This window comes from Nesterenkonia maliinae (assembly GCF_051262655.1).
Lineage (GTDB): Bacteria > Actinomycetota > Actinomycetes > Actinomycetales > Micrococcaceae > Nesterenkonia.
Genome location: NZ_JBIMEY010000002.1, coordinates 135388 through 149855, shown reverse-complemented (window position 1 = coordinate 149855; position 14468 = coordinate 135388). Strand labels below are relative to the sequence as shown.

Here is a 14468-nt window from a genome sequence, read left to right as displayed (position 1 = left end):
CCGGGGCGCACTATCTTGGAGCGATATGGATATTGATCGCAACGGCCCGCTCAGCCGCGTCACGAACTTCGTGTACCGGCTGCTGATCATCGAGTTCGGCTTCGTGCTGGCCACAGCCCCGGCGCTCATCGGCATCTTCCTGCTCGAACCCGACCCGAGCAACATCCCGCTCTACGCCGTCTGCGCGGTGCTCTTCGGTCCCGCCATCACCGCCGGGGTCTACGCCTGGCGCACGGACCATGACGTCGTGCCCTGGCTGCGGTTCTGGAAGGGATGGATCGATGGGGCGGCCCAGTCCCTGATGATCTGGGTCCCTGCGGTTGCGCTGCTGGCACTGGCCGCCTTCAACGCCGCCTACGCCCAGGTCGGCATCGGCTTCATCGTCGCCGGGATCGTGATCGGCGTGGCCGGGGTGATCGCGGCTGTGGCCGCGCTCGTGGTGATCGCGAACTTCTCCTTCCGCAGCCGGGATCTGTTCAAGGTCGCGCTCTACGGGGCCGCCTCGGCGCCGCTCGCCGCACTGGGGATCATCTCCATGATCGTGCTCACCGGAGGGCTGATCGTGGTGGTCTCCGACTGGCTGCCGGTGTTCCTGGCCTCGTTCCTGCTGCTGCTCCTGGCCCGCACGGTGACCCCGATGCTGCAGCAGATCCAGTCGGACCTGGTGGTCCAGCAGAACTGACCCGCTGACCCGTCTGGGCCAACGGACGGCCGGAGCAGGCACGACACAGGGAAGCCCCCGACACGTAAGCGTCGGGGGCTTTTCTGCGTCCGGCCGCGTCCACCCCGCGGGGGCGGGCGCGGCGGGACGGCGCGGTCTGGACTAGCTGACGCGCGCCGGGGTGGTCAGCACGCGCTGGCCGGTGATCTCCCGGACCTCGCCGACCAGGGTCACCTCTGCCTGCAGCGGCAGATCCCCGACGGAGGGGCCGGCGTAGAGGTCGATCGCGCCGGGCTCCACGATCCGGCGGTAGTGGACTCCGGTGAAGGCGAACCGGTCGGCGTGGACCTCGAAGGTGACCGTGCGGCTCTGCCCGGGGGCCAGCTGCACCTTGGAGTAGCCCAGCAGCTGCCGGACCGGACGGGCCACGGAGGCCACGCGATCGCCGAAGTAGAGCTGAGCGACCTCCTCGGTGGGCCGTTCGCCCGTGTTGGTCACCGTGAGCGAGACCTCCACGGCGCCGTCGACCGGGAGCTGCGCCTGCGAGACGGTGAGGTCCGAGTACTCCACGGTGGTGTAGCTCAGGCCGTGGCCGAAGGGATACAGCGGGGTGGGATCGAGGTTGGACACGCCCTGGCTGTTGAGCCCCAGCGGTGCCGCGATGTAGCCGACAGGCTGTCCGCCCGGGTGCACCGGCACCCCGATGGGCAGCCGGCCGGTGGGCTCGATGGCTCCGCTGAGCAGGTCCACGATGGCGGGGCCGCCCTCCTCTCCGGGGAAGAAGCCCTGCACGATCGCCGCGCAGCGCTCCGCCAGGCCGCCCAGTGCGTAGGGGCGTCCGGAGATGACCACGAGCACCACGGGGGTGCCGGTGGCCAGCACCGCTTCGACCAGCTCGTGCTGGGCGCCGGGGAGCTTGAGGTCTGCGACGTCACAGCCCTCCCCGGAGGTGCCGGCGCCGAACATGCCGGCGAGGTCACCGACGGTCACCACTGCCAGATCGGCTGAGGCGGCTGACTCGGCGGCGGCGGCGATCTCGGAGTCGTCGAAGCTCACGATCGGCGAGCCGTAGCTGTAGGTGACCTCCGCCTCGGGGTAGGTCTCGCGCAGGGATTCCAGCACCGAGGGCATCGGCACACCGATCCCCTTGTGCGGGAAGGTTCCGGCGGGGTACTTGGCCAGCACGTGGTTGGGGAAGGAATAGCAGCCCATCATGGTGCGCGGCTCGTCGGCGGAGGGCCCGACGACGGCGATCCGCCTGCCCGCCAGCGATTCCGCGGTGGCCGGCAGGACGCCGTCGTTCTTCAGCAGCACCAGCGACTTCGCGGCCACGGTGCGGGCCAGGGCGCGGTTGCTCTCGGAGTCCAGGTTCACCGACTCGTCGATGCTGGGCTCCCAGTCGGCGTCGCCCTCGCGGCGGTCCAGCAGGCCCAGCTCGGCCTTCTGCCGCAGCACCCGGCGCACCGAGGTGTCCAGCACGGATTCCTCAAGCAGTCCGTCGCGGACCTGCTGGGGCAGCGTGCGGTAGCCGCCGGTGTGCGGCAGCTCCACGTCGAGCCCGGCGGAGACGGCGAGCCGGGCGGCCTCGGCCTGGTCGGCCGCCACGTGGTGCATCTTCTCCAGGAACGCAACCGACCAGTAGTCGGCGACCACTGTGCCCTCGAAGCCCCACTGATCGCGCAGCACCTCGGTGAGCAGCCAGTGCGAGGCGGCCGGGGCCTCGCCGTCGATGTCGGCGTAGGAGTTCATCACCGACCCGACCTTGCCCTCCCGCACGGCGAGCTCGAAGGGGTAGAAGATCATGTCGAGCAGCTCGCGTCGGCCCATGTGCACCGGGGCGTGGTTGCGAGCAGCCCGGGACGCCGCGTAGCCGGCGAAATGCTTGAGCGTGGCGAGGATCCCGCTCGACTGCAGACCCTTGACGTAGGCGGTGGCCAGGGTTCCGATCACATAGGGATCCTCGCCGATGGTCTCCTCCACTCGGCCCCAGCGCGCGTCGCGGACGACGTCGAGCACCGGGGAGAGTCCCTGCTGAACGCCGGTGGCGGCCATGTCGGCCCCGATCGCGGCGGCCATCTCCTCGATGAGCTCAGGGTCGAAGGTGGCGCCCCAGGCGAGTGAGGTCGGGTAGACGGTGGCCTGGTACGCGGTGTAGCCGGTCAGGCACTCCTCATGGGCGATCGCGGGGATGCCGAAGCGGTTGGCTGCGACCACCGCGGCCTGGCGCTGGCGCAGATCCGCGGCGCCCTCGGGCACCGTGAGAGCGACAGTGCCGTAGGTGCGGGTCAGGTGACCCTCGCCGTCTAGGATCTCGGACTCGAAGGGCAGCTTGCCGGCGGACATGGCGTCCTCCATCGGCGCCACCTCACCCTGGGTGTCCGGATCCTCACGCATCTCCCAGTGCGAGCCGAGCTGGGCGACCTTCTCCTCCAGCGTCATCTGCGCCAGCAGCGTTTCGGCACGCTCGGTGGCAGAGAGCGAGGTGTCGTTCCAGGGGCCGGTGATGCGTTCGGGGGTCGGGTTGCTCATCTGTGAACTCCTAGGGTTGCAGCGCAGCTGTCGCGGTCAGTCGAGGAACAGCGAAGCTGCCGGTCGAGGAGGACCGGCAGCTTCACCGAGGGGATCAAGGGGTGGCGTCGAGCCTCACTTGCCGAAGCCTGCAGTCAGCCCGGCCACGATGTGGCGGCGAGCGAAGATGTAGGCGACCAGCAGCGGCAGCGCGGAGAGCACGACGGCGGCGAGCGTGGCCGGAACGTCGATGCCGAACTGGCCGCTGTACTCCCAGAGTGAGAGCGGCAGGACCCGCACGTCGCTGCTCTGCGTGAGCACCAGCGGGAACAGGAAGCTGTTCCAAACCTGCAGCGCCTGGTAGATGCCCACGGTCATCAACGCCGGCTTGGCCATCGGCAGCACCAGCGAGGTGAGGATCCTCCACTCCCCGGCACCGTCGACCTTCATCGACTCGAAGAGCTCTGTGGGGATGTCGCGGACGAAGTTCACGATGATCAGCACGCTCAGCGGGATCGCGAAGGCGATCTGCGGCAGGATCAGCGCCCAGAGGGTGTCATAGATGCCCAGCTGCTGGATCAGGTAGTAGACCGGGATGATCGTGGCCTGCACCGGGATCGCGATGCCCAGCAGGAAGATCTGGAACATCCGCTTGCCGCCCAGCGAGGTGGAGCGGGTGATGTAGTAGGCCGCCATCACCGAGACCGAGAGCACGACGGCGACCGTCGAGAGGGTCACGATCAGCGAGTTGGCGAAGTACTGCAGGAAGTCGTTCTGCAGCACCTTGATGAACGGAGCCAGCGTCGGGTTGGTCGTGGGCAGCAGCTGGTTGGACGAGCGCAGGTCCTCGCTGGTGCGGAACGAGGTGATGAAGATGTAGTAGATCGGCAGGATGATGACGGCCAGCCAGAGCCAGCCACCGATCCCGCCCAGGATGTTCGGCTTCTCCCCCGGGGTACCGGTGCGCCGGACCTTGTTCTGCTTGATATCACCGCGGTCTGCGCCGGGGATCTCTGGACGGATCGCCCGGTCCGCCTTCGCGTCGGGAGTCTTTGGTTCGCTGCTTGTGGTGTGGGTCATCATGCGCCTGCCTTGTCGCTGTCCATCTTGGAGGAGCCCGAAAGGACGTTCAGCAAGAGGGAGAGGGTCAGTCCGATGGCAACGAGGATCACCGCGATGACCGAGGCGTAGCCGAGGTTATATGAGGCGAAACCGGTCACGTACATGTCCAGCGGCAGGATGCGCACCGCATCAGCAGGCTGGCCCCCGGTGAGCACATAGATCAGGTCGAAGTATGTCAGCGAGCCGACCAGCATCAGCGTCGAAGAGGTGATGATGGTGTAGCGCAGCTGCGGCAGGGTGATCGAGAAGAACTTCCGCAGGCGGCCTGCCCCGTCGATGGTGGCGGCCTCATACATCGACTGGGGGATCTGGCGCACGCCGGCCTGGTAGAGCAGGCCGTGGAAGGGCACGAAGCACCAGCCGACCACGAAGATCATCACCCACATGACCAGGTCTGAGTTGGCCAACCAGTCATTGGGCAGCCAGTCGAAGGGCAGCGCGGCGGAGAGGCCGTAGTTCGGTGAGAACAGCGACTGGAAGGTCAGGCCGACGGCGACCGAGGAGAAGAGCAGCGGCAGGAAGTACAGGACCCCGAGCAGGGCGCGATAGCGCTGCTGGCCCGCCATGAAGACGCCCAGCAGCAGCGCCACGGGGGCCTGGAAGAGGTAGGAGCCGACGACGAAGGTGATTGTCAGGCCGAGCGCGGTCCAGGTGAACGGACGATCGAAGAGCACCGCCTGCCAGTTACTCAGGCCTACCCAGGAGGGTGACCCCAGCACGTTCCACTCCATGAAGGAGATGACGACCACTCCGACGAGAGGGATCAGGGCGAATATTCCGAAGAACACGACAGCGGGCAGCGCCATCAGGAACGAGGGTCCCTTATGACCAAGCCCGGTCGTTGTGCTTCGAGAAGCGGTTTCAGTCATGAGCTCGATTCAGATTCATATTGTCGGTGCAAGGCAATCGGTCCGGGGCGGCCGATGAAGGCCGCCCCGAACCGATTGTGGGAGTCGTCAGAGGGAGTTCATCGCCTCGACGAACTGTTCGGGGGTCATCTCCCCGCGAAGGATCTGCGACAGGTTGTCCGTCAGCGGCTGAGCCACCTCGGGGGCGACGGCCTGGTCCCAGGAGAGCTGGAAGTGGTTGGCCCCGCCGACCAGCTCGGAGGAGAACTCGAGGAACTCAGCATCCTCGGTCTCGGCGATCTGGTCTTCGATGTCGTTGAGCGGCGGCAGCGAGCCGGCTTCGAGCATCGTGGTCACGGTCTCCTCGTTGTAGAGGTTCTCGCTGATGTAGTCGGTCGCGATCTGCTGCTCCTCCTCGGAGGCGTCAGCCGAGACTGACCAGAAGTTCGCCGGGTTGCCCACGATGTTCGAGGGATCGCCCTCTCCCTCTTCGAGGGTCGGGAAGGAGGTGAAGCCGAAGTCGCCGGACTCCGCGAACTCCGGGAAGTCCTGGTTGATGGTCGCGTAGACCCAGGAGCCCTGCAACAGCATGGCGGCCTGGCCGTCGGCCAGCAGCTGGGCATCCTCATTCTGATCTGCGGTCACCGAGTTGTAGGTCTCGATGAAGCCGCCGTTCTCACCCAGGTCCTGCATGGTCTCCAGGGCGAAGATGATGGACTCGTTGTCCCATGCGCCCTCTTCACCCTCGACGACGGCCTGGAAGGCCTCTTCCCCGCCGTGACGATCAGTGAGGTACTGCAGCCACATCAGAGCGGGCCAGACGGAACCGCCGGCCAGGGAGAAGGGCGCGACGTCGTTCTCATTGAAGGTCTCGATCGCTGCTTCGACGTCTTCCCAGGTCTCGGGGATCTCGACGCCGGCCTCATCGAAGACCGCCTGGTTGTAGTACATGACCACTGGCTGCACGTCGTTCAGCGGCACCGCGTAGGTGCTGTCGTCGACCTGGCCGTTCTGCCAGACCGAATCGAAGACGCGCTCTTCGAGGTCCCCGGTCTCGCCGGTGAGGTCGACGATGGCGTCCTGCTCGGCATATTCCAGCAGGGCGCCGCCGGTCCAGGACATGATCAGCGTGGGAGCTTCGCCTGAACCCACCGCGGTGCGGATCTGACCCTTATAGGAGTCGTTCTCGATGCCCTCAACATCGATCTGCGCGTCCTCGTTGGCTTCGTTCCAGCTGTTGAAGTCTTCTTCAATTGCGGGCCAGCCACCGCCGGTCAGGATCCATGCGTTGGCCTCCGCGTCTCCGCCGTTGTCGCCGTCGCCGCCGCAGGCCGAGAGGGCCATCAGGGAGGTGATTCCGAGGCCTGCTGCTGCAATTCGAGTTGTTCTACGCATCGTCGCGTCCTTTCTCATCAATGCGAGCCCCAACGCTGGACCGGTACATGGCCAAGGCCTCCCCAGAATCCGGATCGGCCGGATGGGGGGAGGCTCAGCAGTACAGCGCCGAAGTCCGAACCAGATCTTGTCTGGAGCCAGAAGAGAGACCTGGCGCAGACTGTGATCTGTATTTCGTCTTACCGTAAGACTAAATAGCCGCCGGGTGTGTGTCAAGACACAACACATGACCACCGTCACAGTGGCGCAACATGGCGAGACACGACTCAGGGCCCGACCAGGCGCATTGGGAGCGCGCCCGGTCGGGCCCCTGGAGGGTGAATCGATACAGGCCTCAGTCGGTGGGCTGAGTCTCGTTCATGTTCGCCGCGAACTCCTCGGGAGTGATGTCTCCGGTGAAGATCTGGCTCAGGTTCTCCAGGAGCGGACGCTCCTGGCTCGGGTCCACAGCCTGGTCCCAGGAGAGCTGGAAATTCGGCGCCTCCTGGACCATGTCGTAGGCGAAGGTGAGGAACTCGGGATCCTCGGTCTCGGCGATCTTGTCCTCAAGCCCGGTCAGCGGCGGGATATTGCCGGTGGCCAGCATGCCGTCGACGTAGTCGTCGTTGAACAGCCATTCCGAGAGGTAGTCGACGCCTGCCTGCTGCTCCTCCTCGGTGGCATTGGCGGAGACCGACCAGAAGTTCGCCGGGTTGCCGACGATGCTGTTGGGGTCTCCCTCGCCATCGGGGATCGACGGGAACGGTGCCACTCCGAGGTTGCCGGTCTCCATGAAGTCCGGGCTCTCCTCGAGCAGCCGGGAGTAGACCCAGGAGCCCTGGAGCACCATGGCGGAGAGGCCGTCTGCCACCAGGTGTGCGTCCTCGTTGTTGTCTGCCACCACGGAGGCGAAGCCGGGATCGAAGGCGCCGGCCTCGACCAGCTCCTGGCAGCGCTCCATGGCCTCGATGATCGCAGGGTGGGACCAGGCGTCGGGCTCCCCCGCCACCACGGCCTCGAAGGCTTCCGGCCCGCCGATCCGGTCCGTCAGGTACGAGGCCCACATCAGCATCGGCCAGAGCGAGCCGCCCGCGAGCGAGAACGGGTGGACGCCTTGGTCCTGGAAGACCTCCACGGCTTCGAGCAGCTCGTCCCAGTCGGTGGGCACCTCGATGCCCGCCTCGTCGAAGACCGCCTGGTTGTAATACATCATCACCGGCTGCACATTGTTCATCGGCACGGCGTACGTGGCGCCGTCGACCTCGCCGTTGGCGACGACTGAATCGATGAGCCCTTCGCGCAGCTCTTCGGTGGACTCGGTGATGTCGGTGACATAGTCGCCCTCGACGTACTCCAACAGCCCGCCGCCGGTCCAGCCGACGATCAGCGTGGGCGCTTCACCGGAACCGACCGCGGTGCGGATGCGGTCCTTGTAGATGTCATTGGCGAAGCTCTCCACGGTGAAGGACTGTTCAGGGTTCTCCTCGTTCCAGGCCTCGAAGTCCTCTTCCACGACGTTCCAGACGCCGCCGTTGAGCACCCAGGCGTCGGGCTCGGCAGCCTCAGAGCCACCCCCTCCGCCGCAGGCGGAGAGCCCAAAGAGGGATCCCGCCGCCAGGACTGCGGTGCTCAGCTTTCCTTTTCTTCCCCACATAGAAATCGTTTCCCGTCTCATCAAAGTGCGAGTGATCATTTGGTCGAGTGATGCAGCGCGCGTGATTCAGCACGCGCCCTGCGATGCGCGCCTTGGCGGGTCAGCCTCGGCAGCGCTTCCTCAGGCGACGAGGGCGTAGACGCCCCAGCTGAGGAAGAAGGCCATGAATCCGATGGCGGTGGCCATGACGGACCAGGTCTTCAAGGTGGTGATCGTGTCGAAGCCGCAGAAGCGGCCCACCAGCCAGAATCCGGAGTCGTTGAAGTGCGAGAAGGTGATCGATCCCGCCACGATGGCGACCACCAGGGCCGCCAGGGCGAAGCCGTCGAGTCCCAGCTCCATGACCCCGGGGGCCATGATGCCGCCGGCGGTGGTCGCGGCCACAGTGGCTGAGCCCTGCGCGACGCGGATGACCACGGCGACCAGGAAGCCGGCCAGGATGACCGGCAGTCCCATGGCATCCAGGCCCTCGGCGATGGAGCCGCCGATCCCGGTGGCGGTGAGCACCGCGCCGAACGCGCCGCCGGCACCGGTGATCAGGATGATCGAGCAGACCGGGGCGAGCGCGTTGTCGATCAGGTCGGACAGTGCGTCGCCGAGCTTGCCGGTGCCTCTGCGCGGTTTGATGAAGAGCAGGTACATCGCGATCAGGGTGGAGATCAGCAGCGCCACCGGGGTGGGGCCGATCAGCTGTGAAAGCGCATAGCCGAAGCTGTCCTCACTGATCCGCCCATCCGCGGCGAGCGTGTTGGACAGCGCGTTGTAGAAGATCAGTGCCAGCGGCAGCAGTAGCACCAGGATCACGGTGCCGAAGGCCGGGCGTTCGTGCTCCTCGGTGACCCGGGACTCGCCGAAGAGGTTCGGCACCGGGAAGTTCGGGTAGCCCTTGGCCATCACCAGTCCGAGCCGGTAGCCGGCCAGGTACCAGGTGGGAAGCCCGACCATCAGCGCCACGATCAGCACCAGGCCGATGTCCGCACCCATCACGGTGGCGGCCGCCGTCGGTCCCGGGTGCGGCGGGGTCAGCGCGTGCATCATCAGGAAGGCGCCGATGGAGGGCAGCACGTAGAGCATGAAGCTGCCCCCGAGCCGTCGCGCCACGGTGTAGATCACCGGCAGCATCACGATGAAGCCGGCGTCGAGGAAGATCGGGAACGCGTAGAACAGTGAGGCCACGGCCAGCGCAAGCGGGGCCCGCTTCTCCCCGAAGGTCTTGAGCATCTTGTCCGCCAGCACCTGCGCGCCGCCGGAGACTTCCACAAGCCGTCCGAGCACTGCGCCGAAGCCGATGAGCAGCGCCACATTGCCCACCGTGGTGGAGAAGCCTCCGACGACGACGGAGAGTACGTCCCCGACGGCGATTCCGGCAGCCAGGGCCGTGACCAGCGAGACGATGATCAGCGAGAAGAAGGCGTGGAGCTTGACCTTCACGATCAGCACCAGGAGCAGGACGATGGAGCCCAGTGCCAGGAACAGCAGCGCCGCCGTGGGCAGCTCGAAGGCGAGGTTCAGTTCCTCGTTCACTTCTTGCCCTTAGGCGCTGGTCCGAGCTCGCGCACCAGGTCACCCATGCGTGCATAGGCCTTGTTGCGGTAGGCGATGAGTTCGGCCTTGGTCTCCTCGTCGAAGTCCCCGGTCCAGCCCTTGCCGTTCTTCAGGCCGTGCCGTCCGGCGTCGACGTTGTCCTTGAGCAGCTGCGGCGCGGCGAGACGCTCGCCGTAGGCCTCGGCGAGGGTGTTGAAGCCGTTTCCATAGACGTCGAGTCCGGCCTGGTCCGCGATCGCGAAGGGGCCGAAGAAGCCGAGACGGAAGCCGAAGGTCGTGCGCACCACGGTGTCCACGTCTTCGGCGGTCGCGATGCCCTCCTCTACCACGGAGGCGGCCTCCTTGAGCAGCGCGTACTGCAGCCGATTGAGCACCATGCCGGGGGTGTCGGCGACCTCTGCGCCCTCACGGCCGGCGCGGGCCAGCAGATCCTTGACCGCGTCCACGACATCAGGGGTGGTGGCGACGCCGGAGACCAGCTCCACGCCGGGGATGAAGGGGGCAGGGTTGGAGAAGTGCACGGTGAGGAAGCGCTCGGGGTGCTGCACGGCCGAGACGAGCACGTGCACCGGGATGGTGGAGGTGTTGGTGCCGATGATCGCGTCCGGGCGGGCGTGCGCGGAGATCTTTCCCAGCACCTCGCGCTTGACCTCGGGGGATTCGAACACGGCCTCTTCGATGAAGTCTGCCTCCGCGACAGCCTCCTCCAGGGTGCGTCCGGCGGTCAGGTTCGCCTTGATGCGTTCGGTGGAGCCGGCGGCGTAGAGCCCCTGGTCCTCGAATTCCTGGGCCTCGGTCAGGAGCCGGGCGAGGCCTCTGCGGGCAGCGTCGACGTCGACGTCGACGATCTCCACCTGCAGGTCGGCCAGCGCCAGTGACTGGGCGATGCCGCCGCCCATGTAGCCGGCGCCGACGACGGTGACAGTGTTGATGGTTCTAGCCATGGGTCTCAGATCTCTTTCGTGATGGGGAGGTTCAGGGTTCTCACGTGGTGCTGGGGTGGTGCGGGAACACGACGACTCGGGAACCGCTCGGATCCGGCCGCACCTGCCAAGTGGTGCGGTTCAGCACCGCGGTGAGCGGGTCGCTGGGCCCGCAGGGCTCAGCTGCCCTCGGCGGGGGTGGCGCCGAGCAGCGGAGAGTTCTCGGCCGAGGTGAGGATCTGCCGGATGTAGCTGCTGTTCTCGGCGCACACGCCGATGGAGTCGGAGCCGTAGTGCTCGCAGCAGAACGGGCCGCTGTAGCCCAGCTCCAGCGCGCGCCGGATGATCTTGCGGTAGTTGATCACTCCGTACTTCAGCGGCATCGGGTCCGACGAGTAGCTGCCGACCGCCGGATCTTCATCCCGGGTGTAGTTCTTGATGTGCCAGAAGTTCGCGTGCGGCAGGACCTTCTCGAACATCTCTTCGTAGGCCGGCATCGGGCGATGCAGCCGGATGAAGTTGCCCAGATCGGGGTTCAGGCCGACCGCGGGATGGTTCACGTCGGCGTGGAACGCCACCGCGTCGTCCGCCGTGCCGAGGAACGTGTCCTCATACATCTCCAGGCTCAGTTCGATGCCGTTGGCCTGCGCGTGGTCTCCGAGTTCGCGGATGCGCTCCACTGCCAGCGGTCGCAGGGCCGGATCGTCGTGGTGCCCCTCGGCCAGCCAGAACCACAGCGCCTTCTCCTGCGCGGGAGTCAGGGCCTGCATGAAGCCGGTGTTCACGATGGTGGCGCCGAACTCCGGGGCGATGTCGATCAGCCGGTGGGCATCGGCGAGGTTCGCCTCGCCGCGCTCACGGTCGATCACCGAGTTTCGGGTCATCGAGATCGACGAGATCTTGAGACCCTCGTCGGCGAGGACCTTCTTGAACTCCTCCAGGCGCGCTGGAGAGAGCTTCTGCAGGGGCAGCCATGCGTCGGTGGGGTCGATGTGGTCGAACCCGAGTTCGCGCATCTGGCGGAGGCAGTCGGACCAATAGGTCACCGATGCCTGCCAGACCGGAACACCCTCGGAGGTCTTGCCTCCGAAGGCGAGCATGTTGCCGGCGATGGGCCATGAGGCTGCTGTGAACATTTGTTCCCTTCAAACGTGCGTGCGGGTTCATCTTTGGGCAGTTGCGGTGCTGTGTCAAGCGTCACAACTTTGAGTGGGTGTGCTTCTGGGCTCTCGGCGGCCCGCTGACCTAGGGCTTTGGGGCCTGGGCTGCGATCTCGAGGAGATTCAGATAACCCTCCAGAGTCCAGGCGGCGCGGCCGACGAAGAGCCCCTGGACGCCGGGGATCTCGAGCAGCTGCGCGGCGTTGTCGGTGGAGACGGAGCCTCCGTAGAGCAGCGCCTGGACATGTCCGCCGTATTCGCGCGCGAGCACCTCGAAGGGCTCCCGCAGCTCCGTGACGGTGGCCGGACGGCCCTGCGCACCGATGGCCCAGATGGGCTCATAGGCGATGATGACCCGGCTCAGCTGCTCGGTGGAGAGGTCCCGGAGCGCGCCGCGGGCCTGGTCGAGGAGGTAGTCGGCGGTCTCGCCGCGGCTCTGCACCTCGGCGGGCTCGCCGATGCACAGCAGGGGCACCAGCCCGTGCCGAAGCGTGCTCGCCACCTTCAGCCGCGTGGTCTCGATGGTCTCCCCGAAGTGTTCGCGGCGCTCCGAATGCCCGATCTCGACCAGCGACGCACCCGCATCGGCGACCTGCGGCACGGAGATCTCGCCGGTCCAGGCGCCGTCGTCCTCCCAATGGGCGTTCTGTGCACCGAGGCGCACCGTCCGGGCGGGCTCGGGTCCAAGCTCCTCGGCCACGGCCGTGAGTGCGGTGTGCGGCGGAATGATGAACGGCTGGACCCCTTCCAGCAGCGCAGGTCGCTGCTCCAGGGCCGAACGGAGTGCCCGCGCGTAGTCGCGCGCCTGGGCCACCGTCTTGTTCATCTTCCAGCTGGTACCGATCCAGAGGGTCATCGGGTCACCGAGTCCACGCGCTGCGCGAGCGCGGTCATCAGCAGCGCGAAGGAGGTGGCGCCGGGATCCGGGGTGCCCACGGACTTCTCCCCCAACACACGGGAGCGCCCGAGGCGCGCCTTGAGCTGCGCGGTGGACGCCGCGGCATCGGTCGCCACAGCGGCGGCCGCGGTCAGCCCAGCGGCGAGACCGTCTCCGGCCTGGAACTGCTTCTGCAGCTCCTGAGCGAAGGGCCCGGCGGCGTCGACCATGGTCTTATCCCCCGGCTGAGCGCCACCGAGCCGCTGGACCGCCTCCACGGCGTTGAGCAGCGCCTCCACGCCGGCGGCCTCGTCCGGGCTGACGGAATCGGAGAGCGCCCGTCCGGCGGCGGTCAGCGCCGAGCCCCAGAGCGCACCCGAGGTGCCGCCTGCGGCTTCGGCCCAGGCGGTGCCCGCGTGGACCAGCAGCGTGCGCGCTCCGGCACCGCGTGTCAGCGCCGTGCGCCCTGCTTCCACGGCGCCCCGGGTGCCCAGCACCATGCCCTGGCCGTGGTCGCCGTCGCCGGCGACGGCGTCGAGACGGCCCAGCTCGGTCTCGTGGGTGGTGCAGACCTCGGCGAAGAGTTCGAGAATCTCCTGCACGGAGCCGGCGCCAGCCTGGGACTCCACTGAGGCCTCGGGCACCTGCTCCTCGCCGGGGGTGTAGAACTCGGTGCGCGGGGCACGGTCGGCGTGGCCGGGCAGGTCGCGCAGCTCGCCGCGCCGGTAGGCGGGGGTGTCCACGGCGGCGCTCCAGTGCTGCTCGAGCTCCTCGTCGAGGAAGACCAGGGTCAGTGAGAGTCCTGCCATGTCCAGGCTGGTGACGAATTCGCCGACCTCCGGGGCGACGGCGGTCAGTCCGGCCTCGGAGAGACGCTCAGCGATGCGGTGGTAGACGACGAAGAGCTCTTCGTACTTGACCCGGCCGAGACCGTTGAGCAGCACGGCCACTCGACCGGACCGCTCCTGGGGGGCTTCCTCGATGACTCCTTCGAAGAGCAGGTCCGCGACCTCGCTGGCTGTCCCCATCGGGATGTCACGGATGCCGGGCTCGCCGTGGATGCCGAGTCCGACCCCCATGGTGCCTTCGGGCACATGAAACAGCGGCTCGTCGGCGCCGGGCAGGGTGCAGCCATCGAAGGCCACCCCGAAGGAGCGGGTCGCGTCATTGGCCTTCCAGGCGATGCGCTCGGCCTCGTCGAGATCAGCCCCGGCCTCGATGGCGGCCCCGGCGATCTTGAACACCGGCAGATCCCCGGCGATGCCTCGACGGTCGCGGTGGTTCTCTCGAGAGTTCGAGGCGATGTCGTCGCTGACCCGGATGATCCGGACGTCCACGCCCTCGGCGCGCAGCTTCTCGGCCGCGGCGCCGAAGTGCAGGACGTCTCCGGCGTAGTTGCCGAAGCCCATGATGACGCCGCCGCCGTTCTCGGCGTTGCGGGCCACGGAGTAGACCTGGGAGGCCGAGGGTGAGGAGAAGATGTTCCCGCAGGGTGCGCCGTGGCCCATGCCGGGGCCGACCCAGCCGGCGAATGCCGGGTAGTGCCCGGAGCCGCCGCCGATGACGAGTGCCGGCTGACCTTCGGGCGTCTCGGTGGAGCGCACGACGCCGCCGTGCACGGCGGTGACGTACTGGGAGTTGGCTGCGGCGAAGCCGAGCAGCGCCTCGTGGGAAAAATCAGGTGCTGAATTGAGCAGGTAGGTCATGTCTGTCCTCGTGGTCCCGGATCTGCCCTCCGGAGACCGGCGGTACAGATGTTCTCTGACATATGTGCTGAGGCCACACTAGAGCAGATG

Annotated in this window: 11 protein-coding genes; 1 reads left to right on the top strand and 10 read right to left on the bottom strand. The window is 67.1% G+C overall.

The window, feature by feature from the left end:
- The first annotated feature begins 25 nt into the window (after window positions 1-25).
- A complete protein-coding gene (locus ACHAA4_RS05165) occupies window positions 26-682 on the top strand; it encodes a hypothetical protein (protein ID WP_435773125.1) in 657 nt (218 codons plus the stop codon).
- A 141-nt stretch (window positions 683-823) separates the two neighbouring features.
- On the opposite strand, the gene ACHAA4_RS05160 is transcribed toward ACHAA4_RS05165, so the two are convergent.
- From ACHAA4_RS05160 to ACHAA4_RS05115, 10 genes are all read right to left on the bottom strand, one after another.
- Entirely contained in the window at window positions 824-3190 is a 2367-nt protein-coding gene (locus tag ACHAA4_RS05160) for a glycoside hydrolase family 3 N-terminal domain-containing protein (RefSeq protein ID WP_435773124.1), read from the bottom strand.
- 114 nt (window positions 3191-3304) lie between these two features.
- Window positions 3305-4249, bottom strand: a complete 945-nt coding sequence (locus ACHAA4_RS05155; RefSeq protein ID WP_435773123.1) for a carbohydrate ABC transporter permease — start codon at window positions 4247-4249, stop codon at window positions 3305-3307.
- Window positions 4249-5160: a carbohydrate ABC transporter permease gene (locus tag ACHAA4_RS05150; RefSeq protein WP_435773122.1), complete on the bottom strand. Its 912-nt coding sequence runs from the start codon at window positions 5158-5160 to the stop codon at window positions 4249-4251. The genes ACHAA4_RS05155 and ACHAA4_RS05150 overlap by 1 nt, the downstream gene beginning before the upstream one ends.
- Window positions 5161-5247: 87 nt before the next feature.
- Window positions 5248-6534 carry an extracellular solute-binding protein gene (locus ACHAA4_RS05145; RefSeq protein ID WP_435773121.1) on the bottom strand — a complete coding sequence of 429 codons (1287 nt, stop codon included), beginning with the start codon at window positions 6532-6534 and terminating at the stop codon, window positions 5248-5250.
- Window positions 6535-6868: 334 nt separating this feature from the next.
- A complete protein-coding gene (locus ACHAA4_RS05140) occupies window positions 6869-8167 on the bottom strand; it encodes an extracellular solute-binding protein (RefSeq protein WP_435773120.1) in 1299 nt (432 codons plus the stop codon).
- Between the two features lie 120 nt (window positions 8168-8287).
- The gene (locus tag ACHAA4_RS05135; RefSeq protein WP_435773119.1) at window positions 8288-9691 is read right to left on the bottom strand and encodes a GntP family permease; all 1404 of its coding nucleotides are present in this window, start codon (window positions 9689-9691) and stop codon (window positions 8288-8290) included.
- Window positions 9688-10656, bottom strand: coding sequence for a 3-hydroxyacyl-CoA dehydrogenase family protein (locus ACHAA4_RS05130; protein ID WP_435773118.1), 969 nt, complete (start codon window positions 10654-10656; stop codon window positions 9688-9690). Before ACHAA4_RS05130 ends, ACHAA4_RS05135 begins: the two co-directional genes overlap by 4 nt.
- A gap of 158 nt (window positions 10657-10814) precedes the next feature.
- Complete coding sequence (locus ACHAA4_RS05125) at window positions 10815-11771, bottom strand: sugar phosphate isomerase/epimerase family protein (RefSeq protein WP_435773117.1); 957 nt, start codon at window positions 11769-11771, stop codon at window positions 10815-10817.
- Window positions 11772-11880: 109 nt separating this feature from the next.
- Window positions 11881-12651 (bottom strand): triose-phosphate isomerase, encoded by a 771-nt coding sequence (locus tag ACHAA4_RS05120; RefSeq protein ID WP_435773116.1) that lies wholly within the window; start codon window positions 12649-12651, stop codon window positions 11881-11883.
- Window positions 12648-14378, bottom strand: a complete 1731-nt coding sequence (locus ACHAA4_RS05115) for a dihydroxyacetone kinase family protein (protein WP_435773115.1) — start codon at window positions 14376-14378, stop codon at window positions 12648-12650. Before ACHAA4_RS05115 ends, ACHAA4_RS05120 begins: the two co-directional genes overlap by 4 nt.
- Between the last annotated feature and the right edge of the window lie 90 nt (window positions 14379-14468).

Coding starts and splice junctions, on each gene's coding strand:
- ACHAA4_RS05165 (WP_435773125.1), top strand. CDS start 26: ATGGATATTGATCGCAACGGCCCGCTCAGCCGCGTCACGAACTTCGTG.
- ACHAA4_RS05160 (WP_435773124.1), bottom strand. CDS start 3,190: ATGAGCAACCCGACCCCCGAACGCATCACCGGCCCCTGGAACGACACC.
- ACHAA4_RS05155 (WP_435773123.1), bottom strand. CDS start 4,249: ATGACCCACACCACAAGCAGCGAACCAAAGACTCCCGACGCGAAGGCG.
- ACHAA4_RS05150 (WP_435773122.1), bottom strand. CDS start 5,160: ATGACTGAAACCGCTTCTCGAAGCACAACGACCGGGCTTGGTCATAAG.
- ACHAA4_RS05145 (WP_435773121.1), bottom strand. CDS start 6,534: ATGCGTAGAACAACTCGAATTGCAGCAGCAGGCCTCGGAATCACCTCC.
- ACHAA4_RS05140 (WP_435773120.1), bottom strand. CDS start 8,167: ATGTGGGGAAGAAAAGGAAAGCTGAGCACCGCAGTCCTGGCGGCGGGA.
- ACHAA4_RS05130 (WP_435773118.1), bottom strand. CDS start 10,656: ATGGCTAGAACCATCAACACTGTCACCGTCGTCGGCGCCGGCTACATG.
- ACHAA4_RS05125 (WP_435773117.1), bottom strand. CDS start 11,771: ATGTTCACAGCAGCCTCATGGCCCATCGCCGGCAACATGCTCGCCTTC.
- ACHAA4_RS05120 (WP_435773116.1), bottom strand. CDS start 12,651: ATGACCCTCTGGATCGGTACCAGCTGGAAGATGAACAAGACGGTGGCC.
- ACHAA4_RS05115 (WP_435773115.1), bottom strand. CDS start 14,378: ATGACCTACCTGCTCAATTCAGCACCTGATTTTTCCCACGAGGCGCTG.